General features: G+C 49.1%; 15 protein-coding genes and 2 pseudogenes. 3 read left to right on the top strand and 14 right to left on the bottom strand.

The genetic code is table 11. The annotated features are described in order from the left end of the window. Nucleotides 1-165 precede the first annotated feature (165 nt). A pseudogene (locus tag L691_RS31270) lies at nucleotides 166-606 on the top strand (IS256 family transposase); the annotation flags it as partial. Between the two features lie 50 nt (nucleotides 607-656). Here L691_RS31270 and L691_RS0111560 read toward each other — a convergent pair. The 7 genes and pseudogenes from L691_RS0111560 to L691_RS0111530 all read right to left on the bottom strand — a co-directional run. Next, nucleotides 657-1,430 (bottom strand): Fic family protein, encoded by a 774-nt coding sequence (locus L691_RS0111560; protein ID WP_025690681.1) that lies wholly within the window; start codon nucleotides 1,428-1,430, stop codon nucleotides 657-659. Nucleotides 1,431-1,601: 171 nt separating this feature from the next. After that, a complete protein-coding gene (locus L691_RS0111555; RefSeq protein ID WP_156934222.1) occupies nucleotides 1,602-2,681 on the bottom strand; it encodes a hypothetical protein in 1,080 nt (359 codons plus the stop codon). Between the two features lie 347 nt (nucleotides 2,682-3,028). Continuing rightward, a complete protein-coding gene (locus L691_RS0111550) occupies nucleotides 3,029-3,586 on the bottom strand; it encodes a DUF6155 family protein (RefSeq protein ID WP_036736697.1) in 558 nt (185 codons plus the stop codon). A 27-nt stretch (nucleotides 3,587-3,613) separates the two neighbouring features. Beyond that, a complete protein-coding gene (locus L691_RS0111545; RefSeq protein ID WP_025690678.1) occupies nucleotides 3,614-4,006 on the bottom strand; it encodes a hypothetical protein in 393 nt (130 codons plus the stop codon). Between the two features lie 289 nt (nucleotides 4,007-4,295). Beyond that, a complete protein-coding gene (locus tag L691_RS0111540) occupies nucleotides 4,296-4,616 on the bottom strand; it encodes a type II toxin-antitoxin system RelE/ParE family toxin (protein WP_025690677.1) in 321 nt (106 codons plus the stop codon). Next, nucleotides 4,606-4,869 (bottom strand): type II toxin-antitoxin system Phd/YefM family antitoxin, encoded by a 264-nt coding sequence (locus L691_RS0111535; RefSeq protein WP_025690676.1) that lies wholly within the window; start codon nucleotides 4,867-4,869, stop codon nucleotides 4,606-4,608. Before L691_RS0111535 ends, L691_RS0111540 begins: the two co-directional genes overlap by 11 nt. 144 nt (nucleotides 4,870-5,013) lie before the next feature. Continuing rightward, a pseudogene (locus tag L691_RS0111530) lies at nucleotides 5,014-5,904 on the bottom strand (IS110 family transposase); the annotation flags it as partial. A gap of 323 nt (nucleotides 5,905-6,227) precedes the next feature. Here L691_RS0111530 and L691_RS0111525 point away from each other — a divergent pair. After that, the gene (locus L691_RS0111525) at nucleotides 6,228-6,749 is read left to right on the top strand and encodes a 2'-5' RNA ligase family protein (RefSeq protein WP_036736695.1); all 522 of its coding nucleotides are present in this window, start codon (nucleotides 6,228-6,230) and stop codon (nucleotides 6,747-6,749) included. Nucleotides 6,750-6,883: 134 nt separating this feature from the next. On the opposite strand, the gene L691_RS32730 is transcribed toward L691_RS0111525, so the two are convergent. The 7 genes from L691_RS32730 to L691_RS0111495 form a co-directional block, all read right to left on the bottom strand. Continuing rightward, complete coding sequence (locus L691_RS32730) at nucleotides 6,884-7,030, bottom strand: hypothetical protein (protein ID WP_198023017.1); 147 nt, start codon at nucleotides 7,028-7,030, stop codon at nucleotides 6,884-6,886. A 6-nt stretch (nucleotides 7,031-7,036) separates the two neighbouring features. Next, entirely contained in the window at nucleotides 7,037-7,240 is a 204-nt protein-coding gene (locus tag L691_RS32725) for a Fic family protein (protein ID WP_198023016.1), read from the bottom strand. Next, nucleotides 7,174-7,593 (bottom strand): Fic family protein, encoded by a 420-nt coding sequence (locus L691_RS32720; RefSeq protein ID WP_198023015.1) that lies wholly within the window; start codon nucleotides 7,591-7,593, stop codon nucleotides 7,174-7,176. The genes L691_RS32725 and L691_RS32720 overlap by 67 nt, the downstream gene beginning before the upstream one ends. 268 nt (nucleotides 7,594-7,861) lie before the next feature. Continuing rightward, entirely contained in the window at nucleotides 7,862-9,607 is a 1,746-nt protein-coding gene (gene rlmD, locus L691_RS0111510) for a 23S rRNA (uracil(1939)-C(5))-methyltransferase RlmD (RefSeq protein WP_025690672.1), read from the bottom strand. A 69-nt stretch (nucleotides 9,608-9,676) separates the two neighbouring features. Continuing rightward, nucleotides 9,677-10,567, bottom strand: a complete 891-nt coding sequence (locus L691_RS0111505; protein ID WP_025690671.1) for a diacylglycerol kinase — start codon at nucleotides 10,565-10,567, stop codon at nucleotides 9,677-9,679. A 160-nt stretch (nucleotides 10,568-10,727) separates the two neighbouring features. Next, complete coding sequence (locus tag L691_RS0111500) at nucleotides 10,728-11,501, bottom strand: sirohydrochlorin chelatase (protein WP_025690670.1); 774 nt, start codon at nucleotides 11,499-11,501, stop codon at nucleotides 10,728-10,730. Between the two features lie 5 nt (nucleotides 11,502-11,506). Beyond that, nucleotides 11,507-11,797 (bottom strand): YerC/YecD family TrpR-related protein, encoded by a 291-nt coding sequence (locus L691_RS0111495; protein ID WP_025333183.1) that lies wholly within the window; start codon nucleotides 11,795-11,797, stop codon nucleotides 11,507-11,509. A gap of 364 nt (nucleotides 11,798-12,161) precedes the next feature. Here L691_RS0111495 and L691_RS0111490 point away from each other — a divergent pair, with 364 nt between their 5' ends. Continuing rightward, on the top strand, nucleotides 12,162-12,716 hold the full coding sequence (locus tag L691_RS0111490) for a hypothetical protein (protein ID WP_025690669.1): 555 nt from the start codon (nucleotides 12,162-12,164) through the stop codon (nucleotides 12,714-12,716). Nucleotides 12,717-12,720 lie beyond the last annotated feature (4 nt).

The following is a 12,720-nucleotide window of genomic DNA, read 5'->3' as shown; positions in this document are numbered from 1 at the left end:
GTTTTATTTTTCAACCACTAATTTCGGTTTTGAGCCCCTTTTTCTATCATATTATTCTTTATTACCTCGTTCATTATCTGCTTATATTCTTCCAATAGTCTGATTTTTATTTCCCCCTTATCTTCTTGTAACATCACTTCCCTTAAATTATCTAATCTATTTAAGCTGGAGGCGGAACTGGATACCCATCTGGGCTATGAGAAGCACGAAGTCAAAGCCGAAATGACGCCCAATAGCCGCAATGGAAAAAGCAAGAAGACGGTCGTCTGTGAATACGGAGAGCAGGAGATCACCGTCCCTCGGGACCGGCTGGGTGAGTTCGAGCCCGTGGTCGTCAAGGAGCACCAGTCCAATATAACCGGGATCGAAGACCAGATCGTTGGCTTGTACGCCAAAGGTGTCAGTACCCGCGAAATTTAGGATCATCTACAGAATCTGTATGGCATTGAGGTCTCCCCCACGCTCATTTCCAATGTCACCAATAAGATCGTTCCGCTCATTAAGGAGTGGCAGAATCGGCCCCTGCAAGGTGTGTATGCCGTCGTCTATATGGGTGCCATTCACTTCAAAGTCAAGCAGGACGGGGTATTATTAACAAAAGCGGCTCTTCATCAGATAGATTGGCCGACTATAATTTGGTGCTTGCTTGTTCCTTTCTACAATGGCTGGTCCATCCCCGGGTGAGATTCAGGTCCACATTGCTTCAAATCGGAAAAAAAATAATCAACCTGTTCTTCATATCTGTCTTGAGCCGACAGGCAGGTGTCCATCAAGTACCCTTTTTCAGAGCGGTATTCCTTAAGGCCCCGATAATAAAATAACTTATGTTCATGGTCAATGATAAAGGGGAGGATCTCATTTTTCAGACATTCCTTGAACATGATGATCCTGCCGACACGACCGTTGCCATCCTGAAAAGGATGGATGCTCTCAAATTCATGATGAAAATCTATAATATCCACTAGCGATATACTTGGCTTTTGGTGATACGCAGCCAACAGCTTTCCCATAGTGCTTGCCACTTTTCCCGGAGCTGTCGTTTTCCTATCTCCAACCACATTGGGTCGGGCTTTGTAATCGCCAACGCGGAACCAATCTTTTCTTTCATCCGAGGTATTTCTTTTTAAGATTCGATGGAACTCCTTTATCATTTCTTCGGACAAGTTCTCCTGTGCATGAGTCAGCATATAATCAAAGCAGGCGAAGTGGTTTACCGTCTCCATAATATCATCGACATCTGCCGTTTCCTCCGGTTCCACGTGAAGCGTATTGGTTTCAAAAATATATCGGGTCTGATCTTCGGATAGACGGCTGCCTTCGATACGATTAGAGTTATAGGCAAGCTTAATCTGGGTCTGATGATACAGCCCCCCCTTGAGGCCCATCTTCATCTCTTCCTGTAGAAGTTCCAATAATGTTTTGTTTGCCATTCGTATCTCACCTAATTTTCTCTGAATGATCCATCTATCTTAAAACTTCAATTCGCCTTGCATTTGTTATCATTATAGCATTCTCTATTATAAAATATGCAGCATTACAGGAAGCTATTGAGAATAGGCTTTAATCCCAAATCAAACAAAAGAGGCCACCGATGACTTCTTTCACTTAATCTTGGACAGTTCATCAAGAAAAGCTGGTCTCCTGTTATATTGAGTCTTTAACTGTATAATGATCTCTGACTGGTTCGCTTTGCCCACGATCTTTTTATAACGTTTAAGCATGGCGCACACACGCTGATACTCTTTTCGATTTGAAGATGCATCGGCAGTGCTATAAATATGATTGCTATAAATCTGTTGAATTTCCTCTCGATAGTCTGCTGACAGTCGCGAAGCATATTCTTCTATCGCGGAAGGATTTGCCCTAACATAAACCATCATTTCTTCCAGATCATTTTTGTCCGAGATAAGCTTAAGATAGACCTCCCGGGCTCTCCAATTGTTGGCCTCTTTCAGCTCTGCAATGAGGTTGCGGTAGAACTCTTCTTTGTCCCCTTCGAACAGAGACTCCAAATCATGATAATATGCATAGTCGCCGCCCAGCAAAAGTTCTTTTGCAAGCCCCCTCTGCTCTTGCTTAAGAGAAAGCTTTTTATAGGCTTCATATCTTGCAGCCTTCCACTTGGAAATCAAACCGGGAAGTCGCCCATCCTGGCTTTCGCCAGCTTCAGCCAATTCGATTGCGCGGCGGTAATTCCGGCTCTTCATACTTTGCTCAATGGCCCACTCTCTGAAAAAAGTGAAATGGAGATGCTCCTGCATAAATCTCTCCGCTTCCTCTTTGGAGCCATAATTCTGCATGATCTGGAATAAAAGCTTCAACAGTGCTTCATCTGCATATTTTCGATAGTCGTTATTGGCATTGGCAGCGATTTGACTCTCAATCGATGCCTTCAACTGTTCTCTGAGGTTCTCCACATCCGCAAATTCGGTACAGATATGGAATAGAGCAATCCGATAATCTTCCCAGCCCTGGAAAATCTCGCTCTTGCTTATCGTTAACAGCCGGTTAAAGAAGCGCTCCCGGGCAGAAGCATCCTGTTGATTCAAGCTGTCTGCGATTTCGCGGATTTGTTCCAAGGTTTCCTCCACGAGCATGCCGATATCGCCATCCGAATCATCCGCATACTGAAATGCCGCCACTCCCTCCTCCAGCACCAGCAAGGCGATTTCCAGCGCCATCGAGTCATCCTTTGCTCCGTTCGTATTCTCCAGCAGGCCAAGCATATCCATTGCAAACCCGTACGTTTCCCGATAAGGGATAAAACCTTCTCTTCCGACATATTTTTTCACAATGGAATCCATCAGCTTCTTGCAAGACTCAATCTGCTGGCTATGATCACCTTTGACGTATTTGACCAATAGACCGTTTTTAAACATTTCATCCTGTTCGGCGACCTGGGCGATAATACAAATCAGTTCTTCTTTGGACAAGCTGTTCAAGACTTCGTTTATTTCAGGCTGTCGCGCCATTATTATTCACCCTCCAAAATCAATCATAATTGTATGAATCAATTGTCATCATCAAACTAGGACTCATCGTCTTCTATCCATTTGAGAACAGAATAGGAGCCTGCTAACGAGTCATGAATGCCCCAGCAATGACAGTCCGGTTTATTGGCAATGGCCTTCAGACGATCTTTGTACCGCTCATACAAGTCCGGTGTTTTTTCCTTATTGAGTATCTGAATCACTTTTTCGTAAGTATCCGTGAAGCAATCCCCCATGTTTTCAAAAATATCCCCCTCGTCATGAATATACTGGACTGCTACCTCGCAAAAATAAACCATTAACTCAAAGGGGCAGCTCGTTCCCTTGCCAAGCCTGTTCATCTCAGTGAAAATTTGTTTGACTTTAGATGGCCTTAGCTTGGGGAACCCGCGAATGGGATTGAACTCTTTGTAAATCTGGTCTTTGGCTGCAACAACCTTTTCCAGCAAAGCTGCCTCACCTTCAAGCTTGATGGAGACATAACTCCGGGCATCCTTGCTTATCCTGACTGCCTCAGCCACCAGTTCAATAAGCTCCTCTTTGGAGAAGTCCTGCAACTTGCGCTTGATCCCGGACAAATTCAACTTCTCGGCCATCCTATCTATCAACTCCATTGATTGATTTCATTGAAACCATTGATCATTCTCTTCAATGAAGCCCAAACATTCCAAAATATCTCCTTCATATAGGCTAACCCATTGTCCTGTGTGACGCTGGAAAGCGGCTTCACACTTTTCGCCGCGCACATCAAATAATGTAATGCGAGCCATTGGAAATTCAGCATATTTACCGTCGATTAACGGCTTTATAAATTGCGTCTCCGGGTTATCCCAGCCAAATTGCTCGTGCAAGCGATACAGATAAATTCTTCCCGCCTTTACTTCAAAACGATGAACCGTTTGACCTAATACTGGGGAAGCTGTTATGTATTGTTTGACTGCTGCTTCCAGCCTTGACTTATCCGTTGCTTCCAGTTTAATCGGCTTCGGGTTGTACGACCAACGCTTATCCGTCATTGCTCTTCACCTCGCGCAGTAATATGTACACAAAAAACGCCTAACGACTTTGAGCGCTGACGTATTTTTGAATAGTATGCAAATCAATTGTGCCCTATGAAAAATCCTTATTCCACAAGGATTCCCATCACTTTGTACCACTCCACACCAGACATGCGACACTCTCCACATGCCCTGAGCGGCTATCACGGATGAAGTTATGAATCTACCAGACTGGTGGCGCCGCGGCTTAAGCAAAAAACTCCGCTGGGAAAAGGGAGGCCACAAAAAATCAGCATTTTCAAATTTGCTATAAAAAGCTTTCATATTTTCTTGAGCCATATAAAACCCGCATAATGACCACATGTCTTTCAACTTCGTTAATCAGATAAAAGACAAGATAGCGATGAATGACCAGTTTGCGATAGCCTTTGCCTCTAAGAAGATCATCCCGAACCGGACTTCCTCCGTATGGAAAATCGCTCAAACCCATAATACCCTGTTCTAAATCAGTCATCATGTTGTGTGCAGCTTGAGTCGCCGACAGTTCCTTGGAGATATATTCAAAAATTTGATCGAGATCATCTTGTGCGAGCGGTGTAAATTTGATGGAATACCAACTACCGTCCATGCTTTTCTCTCAAACGTTGAAATACCTGCTCACCATCTACCAGTGGCAACCCTTCAGCTAACTGCTTTTCAGCTTCCGCTAATTTGCGGTATACATCCACCATCGCCAATTGCCTTTCGTAGGTTTCTATGCTCATAATCACCAAATCGCCATATCCATTCTTCGTTATAAAAATCGGCTCAGGCTGCTCGTGGCAAAGTTCAGAGATTTTGCTGGTATTCCGCAGTTCCGCAATCGGTCTGATTTCCGGCATAACCTTCACTCCTCGTAGCAAATTGTAGCATAATAATAGCATAATTATGTTACAAATTCAAACAATGTTCCCTTGTCAGTATCAAAATTGACTCACTGATTCCATATAAGGCACTCGACGGAATCCGTATGGCTTGAATGTAACTGGAACGCTAAGCATGTACTCCGTTCCCGGTATCTTTTCAAGAATCTTCAATACCTCCGCCATCACAGTAGCTTCCTGCTTGACGAACAGATCAAACTGATCAAGCAAGGACGCAAGCTCGATTCGCGCGGCTGCCAGCCCTTCGGTAAGTCCAATGGATACCGATGCTATTGCATAGAGCTGTTCAGCTCTCTTGATGCCAACTCCATGCTTCACTTCCGTCTTCCAGTGCGTGAGAACGTCTCTGGCGCCTGTAGAGACAATCTCCTCCGGAGTAAGAAACTGACGCAAGGTCATAAGGGAGGCTTTGCCTTCCCAGTCCTTAAACCCTTGTGAATACTCTGGAAAATAGCGATCCAACCAGTTGCCAACACGCGCCTTCACTTGATTCAAGTTCACCATGACCTTCTCACGAAAATTCATGAGTATGCGTAACTCTGCGTATTCCTTCGTCGGTAAATGGGGTTCTGAATACTTCCCATTCCGAATGAGGTCAGCGATGACTTTCGCATCCTTATAATCGCTCTTGGTCTGTGAGTTGTCCTCAAGCTCTTTGGTTCTGTTCACGTGATGCGGATTGACGACAACGATTTGGATGCCTTGCTCCTTCAGGAATGCCGCTAACGGGAACCAGTAGTGTCCAGTAGGCTCAATACCGAAAACGATGTCTGCTTTGTCATGAATCCGGCCGAGCTCCTTCATCCACGCGGCAAGCTTCGTCAGCTCTTCCTGATCATTGGAGAATACGCAGTCCTTCCCGAGTTCGATGCCGCGAAAATCTACGGCACGCGCTACGTGAGTCTTTTTCGCGATGTCTGCTCCGACAACCAGCGTTTTTTCAGTAATTCGTGTAATCCGTTGATTCTTTTTCTGTTTTAGCTTATTCTTCATCTTGAGCGCCTCTTTCGTTGATGGGATTTGTTCTTTGGTCTGAACGCTTCCCTGTATACTAGAGGTGCTTTTTTCGTTCAAAGCCTAAATTACTTCATTGCAGGAATGGCTCCTTAGCGATAAACCGCCTTGGTATTTTTGAATTATAGATTGATCATCCGATATAATTCATCGTTAATATCTTCCACTTCAATGAAAAATATGTTAGTATTATCGTTTCTGTTTCCTGTAAAGGAGACAAACGTTCATCTCCGTCAATTATCGTATTCTTGCTAAATTAAAGGTCAAATACTTAGAAAGATGGTGCGAAAGTACAATATTTTATTGGTATCGTTCCCCCTGATGAATACAAAGAACAAATCGCATTATTTCGTAATCGTTGGGATAGCAATCAGCTTAGGGAAGTTGTCGAGCCTCATATCACTGTGAAGGCTCAAGGTGGACTTACCGAAGATATGATATGGCTTGACAAAGTGCGAGAAGCTTGTTTATCCGTGCAAAGTTTCCAATTGTCGCTTACAGAGCCAGCAACGTTCGGAACTGCGGTTGTATTTCTGGGCGTTCAATCGAAAGAGATATACAAATTGCACAAACTACTGGTAGAAACGGTATCACCCTCGCCTGAGCTTATCAAACGTTATTTCGAGTTGGATAACTATCATTCTCATTTGACTTTAGGTCAGACTTACTGGTGTATGAAAGAATCGGAAATTAAAGAAATGGAATTCGCATCAAGAAATGCATTAGCACCTTTTCCGACCTTTAAAGTAACTTGCGTTCGGGTGTATAAAGAAATTGAACCTAACAAATACGTACCATTTGAAGATATCCAACTCGCTATTTAACCGCCTTATCGAAGGCGGTTTTTACTTGGTCAGTAATCAACAATTAGATTTAACATAGCCTATTTCTTAGCAAAGCCTTCACTGCTTCACTCCAATTGCTGCCCGCCTTGTCTCTGCCATTCAATCATCCTAAGCTAGCGGTCAAGCTGCGCTTCCTTCAGGGCGGCAATCATATCGACAAAGGGTTTCAAGTCCCGATGCACGGTGTAGGCTTCCAGCGCGTTGAAATATTCCAGCCGGACCTCCTTGGCGATGGAGATGGGCAGAAAGCCATGAGCCATCAACTGTTAGTTCATGATGAGCCGCGAGGTTCTGCCGTTGCCGTCGGTAAACGGGTGAATGCGGACAAACTCCGCATGGGTCCATGCTGCTAGCTTGATGGCGTTGGCGGCATCCTTCTCTGGCAGATCAGCATAGAAGTTCTTTACCTGACGGTACATCTCATTTGGTGCAGACGGCGTATGAGCAGCGCCCGAAATATATACCTCCACATTCGGTAAATGCCGCCCACCATGATGTTCTCCATCAGGATGGCGTGGATGTTTTTCGTGACGGCTTCATCCAAGGGTTGCCCTTGCAGAGCGCAGGCTTTGACATGCTGATACGCTTTATGATGGCCGACAACTTCGTAGATGTCCCGCAGTTTCCTGCCGCCGACGGACAGCCCTTCCTCTAGGACAACCTTGGTTTCGAGGAGAGTCAGGCTGTTGCCTTCGATGGCTGTGGAGTGATGCGTATACTCCAGTTCGAACGCCTGCACGTAGCTTTGGACGGTCACTGCCGGAAGTATGCCTTTGCCTTGCTCGTATAAAGCTCTTTTCCGCAATAGTCTGGAATAATCCATGCTGGCTTCCTCCTTTCTGGCTCATTTCACAGGCTCTATGACGGGGAGTTTATGAAAAACAAAAGGGCGAAACTCCGCCGGAAAAGGCCGCGGATTTCCGCCCCAATAAACCTGTAAATATCTTGCATAAACGCCCTGTTTTGTATCATTAAAAAAGTCCATCCATGGAATGGGCACTTTTGGCCTAAAAACCACCAACCAAATAATGTAAACAAGAATCAACATATGGTGGTGTTAACTCCTTAAGAGCCACTACATATTGTGTTTTTTACCCTGTTCCGATAAAGTCCATCCGAGCTACGCACTCCACATGCACCGTCCACGGAAACATATCCACCGGCTGCACCTCAACGGTGTAATACCCTCCATCCTCCAGCACCCGCAAATCCCTTGCCAGGGTAGACGGGTTGCAGGATACGTACACCACCCGCTCCGGCTTCATTTCCAGAATCGTCGCCAGCAGGCGCGGGTCGCAGCCCTTGCGCGGGGGATCGACGACGATGACGTCGGCGGTGATGCCCTGCGCTTTCCAGCTTGGGATGACGTCTTCGGATGCGCCTACCTCAAACACAACATTATTCATGTTGTTAAGCTTCGCGTTCGCCCGCGCATCCTCAATGGCCTCCGGAACGATCTCTACACCATACACCCGATCCGCATGCTGCGCCAGGAAGAGAGAAATCGTGCCGATGCCACAGTAGGCGTCGATGACGGTTTCGCTGCCCGTCAATCCAGCATATTCCACCGTTTTGCTGTACAGCACCTCGGTCTGCGCAGGATTCACCTGGTAAAAAGAGCGCGCCGAAATGGCGAACTGCACATCGCCGATGTAGTCATAAATAACATCTCTGCCCCATAATACGCGGGTCTCGTTACCAAAAATAACGTTCGTCCGCTGCGTATTGACGTTCTGGCAGATGCTCACGACATCCGGGAGCTCCTCCCGGATGCTGCCAATCCAAGCGTCCCGGTGCGGGATGTCCTGTCCGTTCGTCACAAGGACAAGCATCATTTCACCGGTGCGGAACGCCTTCTTGACGATAACATGCCGCAGAAGGCCACGGCCGGTTTCTTCATTATATGCGGATATGCCGAGCTCCCGGCCGATCCGCTTGACAGCCGATACTACGGCGTCGTTATGCTCATGCTGGATCAGACAAGTCTCCATGTCGATGATGCGGTGGCTGCCGCGTGCGTAGAATCCGCCGATCAGCCCGCCGTCGGCTGCGCCGATCGGCACCTGGGCCTTGTTGCGGTAGCGCCAAGGCTCATCCATGCCGAGCGTCGGCCGCACCACGATACCGCCGGAACGGAATGCCTCGCCCGGAGCGGCATTCCTTCCCTGCCCTGCTGCTTCCGTAGGTCCGCCGTGGGCCGGAGTGTTCGCTCCCGTAAAAACCTCTTCCGCCGAAACACCTACAGAGTCTCCCGAAGCACCTGGCACTGCTTTCACCCGGCTCCCTGCTTCCCCATCCGCTTTCTCGCCGTCCTTATCTGACTCCCCGATCCGTTTCCTTTCAGCCAGCAACCTCTCATCAGCTTCGCCGCCAGCCGCATCCGGCTCCCCGCTCTGCTTCCGTTCGCCCAGCACCTCTCCGTCCGCCCCGTCCTTCACCACCTCCAGCTTCCCAATCCGCTCCAGGTTGTCCACCACAAGCTGCCGCTTCCACTTTAGCTGGGCGGCATAGTCCATATGCTGCAACTGGCAGCCGCCGCATTGGTCATAGATCGGGCAGGGCGGCGCGATGCGGGAAGCGCTCGCCTCTACAAGCTCAAGCAGCTTGGCGTATCCGTACTGCTTCTTCGTCTTGAGCACCTTGGCCCGGACTTTCTCTCCGGGGAGCGCCCCCTGCACAAAAAGGGTATAGCCTTCTACCCGGCCTACCCCTTCACCTTCATGCGTCATGCCGATGATATCCAGCACGACCTCATCGTTTTTATTTACAGGCAGTCCAGCGACTTCCGCCGAACCGTCCCGGCGGCCTTGACGACGGCCGCTGCGGTTATTGTTCATTCGCTCGGTTTCACTTCTTTCATGATCTTCATTGTTCATGGTGTTTATTGTAATCCGCCTTCATCCCGCTTATGAGATCTGCGCGAATATCCGCAAATGCTGGGGCAGTATCCGGAAATGGCCCGGAAGGGTGCCGCCAAGCTCTCCGTCCAGATTGAGCTGGACATGGCCGGGAGAGGTCACTTCCATTTCATTCGTGCGGAAATATACGACCTTCTTATCCTGCAAATGCTCGCCGCGCAGCGCCAAGGTGACCAGGCGGATTAACTCGGCGAGGTTGCATTTCTTCAGGGCGATGACATCGAACAGCCCATCGTCAATCCGCGCATCGGGAGCAAGCTTCTCGAACCCGCCGACGGAATTCGTGTTGGCAATCAGGAACAGCATGAACTCGTCATGGATCAGCTCCTGTCCGTGTGCGCGGATCACCAGCTCTGTAGGGGACAGGCTGGCCATTTTTTCGATTCCTTTTAAATAATAGGCGAGCTGCCCCATCATCGTCTTCAGCCTGCTGGGCACTTCGTATGTCAGCTCGGTCAGCGTGCCGCCGCCGGCAATGTTGATGAAATAGCGGTCATTGGCTTTGCCAAGGTCAATAAGACGCGACTGCTGCTGAATAATCAGATCACAGGATTCTTCCCAGTATTTTGGAATGCCCATAGCGCGTGCAAAATCATTTGTGGTTCCCAGCGGCAGCACCCCGAGAGGAGGAAGGTTCGGCTTCTCAGCCATCCCGTTAACCACCTCATTCAGCGTCCCGTCGCCGCCAGCCGCAATAATGAGATCGTAGCCGCGTTCTACCGCATCCGCCGCGGCTTCCGTCGCATCGCCTTCGCCCGTCGTCGCATGAGTGGTAGCCTCAATGCCGCCCTGGTCAAGACGGTCCAGAATATCGGCAAGCCTTCGTCTCATTTCTTCCCGCCCGGAAGTGGGGTTATATATCAATCTCGCAGTTTTCATTTCCGGAACTCTCACCCGTTTCTTTATTAACAACTTAACTGATTATACCCAATTCTGAAGGGCACAATCAATATATGTAGGTAAGAGAGGAAAAAGCACATGGGGATCGCGGTTATACTAACTGCACTATTTACGGATCAGGTACGGATTACACGCCTGCCTAACTTTCTCCCCCGCGCAGCCTTTTCAGCATCTCCTCCACTTGGGCGGCGATAAAGTGCGGCAGCAGCGGGTGGGGCAGCAGCGTTTTTCCGGTATATTTATAGATTAATCCCTGGAGCCTCCCCGGAATGACATTCTTGGTGAAATAGCCTTCACTTAAAAAAATCGGCGCGACCAGCACCTCATGCCCCTGTTCACGCCAGTACCGCACCTTATCGCTCACGTTGTCCGGGCTTAGCAGCGCGTAATCTGCTGCCGCAATGCCGCTGACCCTGCGGACACGCTCCGCCAGCGACGACATTCCGCGCTCCCAGCGCTGGCGGAAGCCGGCATGCATACTCCCGTGGCCAACCAGCAGTATCGTCTCCCTGGCGGGATCAGCCGACAGCTCCCGGATTTTATCCCAGACCATGACTGCGATATCCAGATCGTCGTCGACGGGGGCGCCATAGTGAACGCGGGCGGTTACTCTAAACCGCTGAAGATCGGTTTCTTTTTCCGGTTCATCCTTGACCCCGAGCGCATAGGCTATCTCATCAACATGGGTGCTGCCCGATGAGACGAACAGCGGAATGACCAGAATATCCGTAACGCCCTGTCCTTCCAAGCTGTCGATCCCGTCCTGAATGGAACGTCCTTCCACCAGCTCCAAAAAAGAAACCGCCACGGGAAGATCCTCCCGCAGCGATAATTCACTTAGACCCTCATCAACGATAGCCACCCAGGACGTATCGCGCGAACCGTGACTGATGATGAGCACGCCCGGGTTCATCGGTATCAGCGCCCCAAGCGTTCCAGCGTCAGCTTATAGCCGTCATTACCATAGTTAAGGCACCGTTTAACCCGCGAGATCGTCGCCGTGCTCGCTCCGGTCTCCGCTTCAATCTGATTATACGTGCAGCCTTTGCCCAGCATTCGCGCAACCTCAAGGCGCTGCGAGAGCGACTGAATCTCGTTCACCGTGCACAGGTCGTCAAAAAACACATAGCATTCTTCCATATTTTTCAAGGTTAAAATAGCTTCAAACAGTTGATCGATACTTTTATCGTTCAGCTTCTTAAGCTGCATAATATAATCATCCCCTAAAGTGGCTTACTGCTTTTACTATATTGCACCAGAGCGCTTTTTTCAAGCATTAACGAGTTCACGCTGTAAAGAATGAAAATGGCGGACAACTGTCCACTCTATACGTACAAAATATTAATATCTGCTGCTACCTGCTTCGCTCTCCCATCTATCAGCACCATTCCTATCTTACTAAACATCAGGGCGTCAAAAACAAAGCCGGACAAGGGTTATTCAAGGTTTCCCCGGCTGCTGGGCGTCTGCCCTTTTCCGCTCTTATCCCTGTTACCCCGGGCATCCGTCCATACCTTATGTTCGCCCATGACATACAGTATAGCAAAAATAACCGACAAAGGAATGTGATATCATGCCTCAGCATTACTATAATCATTCCCCTCGAAGCAGCCGCGGGTTGGCTGAATCGTTCAGTTCGTCTCCCTACCCCGGCATCAATACTTACGTGCAGGTGCCGGGACCCGGAGGAACAGGCGCATTGTCTTCTTTGGGAGCGGAAACAGCCGAAACCGCGCTCGCGGCTCCGGTAGCAGCAGAGACGGCTGCTAAAAGCGGCGGACTGCTCGGAAACCTCGGCGGACTCGCCAACATGGGGAACATGGAGCAGCTCAAGGGTATCATCGACCGCATGGGGGGAATCGACGGAATCGTCGGTTCCATAGGCAAAGTACAGAAGGTGATGCAGGGCTTTCAGCAGATGGCTCCGATGTTCAAGCTCGTTATGGGCAGCATAGGCAAAGGAAAAGGGGCGCTAGGCGCAGCGACCGGCCTGCTCGCGGCGGAGGAGGATTCCGCAGCCTACAAGCCTCGCCGGCGCAGCAAAAGAAGCGCCCCGAAGCGCCGCACATCGGGCTCTTCGGGGCGGCGGCGTTCCGGCTCGTCCTCCGGCAAGCGGCGCCGCAAGTAAGCGG

Source organism: Paenibacillus zanthoxyli JH29 (genome assembly GCF_000520715.1).
GTDB classification, from domain to species: Bacteria; Bacillota; Bacilli; order Paenibacillales; family Paenibacillaceae; genus Paenibacillus_AQ; species Paenibacillus_AQ zanthoxyli.
This window is presented reverse-complemented; position numbering and strand designations above follow the sequence as displayed.

Excerpts from the sequence above, each read along its gene's own strand:
- L691_RS32730 (WP_198023017.1), bottom strand. The coding sequence starts at position 7,030 with ATGGCTCATGGCTTTCTGCCCATCTCCATCGCCAAGGAGGTCCGGCTG.
- L691_RS0111495 (WP_025333183.1), bottom strand. The coding sequence starts at position 11,797 with ATGCAGCTTAAGAAGCTGAACGATAAAAGTATCGATCAACTGTTTGAA.
- L691_RS0111545 (WP_025690678.1), bottom strand. The coding sequence starts at position 4,006 with ATGACGGATAAGCGTTGGTCGTACAACCCGAAGCCGATTAAACTGGAA.
- L691_RS0111500 (WP_025690670.1), bottom strand. The coding sequence starts at position 11,501 with ATGAACCCGGGCGTGCTCATCATCAGTCACGGTTCGCGCGATACGTCC.
- L691_RS0111560 (WP_025690681.1), bottom strand. The coding sequence starts at position 1,430 with ATGGCAAACAAAACATTATTGGAACTTCTACAGGAAGAGATGAAGATG.
- L691_RS0111535 (WP_025690676.1), bottom strand. The coding sequence starts at position 4,869 with ATGCCGGAAATCAGACCGATTGCGGAACTGCGGAATACCAGCAAAATC.
- L691_RS0111555 (WP_156934222.1), bottom strand. The coding sequence starts at position 2,681 with ATGGCGCTGGAAATCGCCTTGCTGGTGCTGGAGGAGGGAGTGGCGGCA.
- L691_RS0111505 (WP_025690671.1), bottom strand. The coding sequence starts at position 10,567 with ATGAAAACTGCGAGATTGATATATAACCCCACTTCCGGGCGGGAAGAA.
- rlmD (WP_025690672.1), bottom strand. The coding sequence starts at position 9,607 with ATGAACAATAACCGCAGCGGCCGTCGTCAAGGCCGCCGGGACGGTTCG.
- L691_RS0111490 (WP_025690669.1), top strand. The coding sequence starts at position 12,162 with ATGCCTCAGCATTACTATAATCATTCCCCTCGAAGCAGCCGCGGGTTG.
- L691_RS0111550 (WP_036736697.1), bottom strand. The coding sequence starts at position 3,586 with ATGGCCGAGAAGTTGAATTTGTCCGGGATCAAGCGCAAGTTGCAGGAC.
- L691_RS0111540 (WP_025690677.1), bottom strand. The coding sequence starts at position 4,616 with ATGGACGGTAGTTGGTATTCCATCAAATTTACACCGCTCGCACAAGAT.
- L691_RS32720 (WP_198023015.1), bottom strand. The coding sequence starts at position 7,593 with ATGGATTATTCCAGACTATTGCGGAAAAGAGCTTTATACGAGCAAGGC.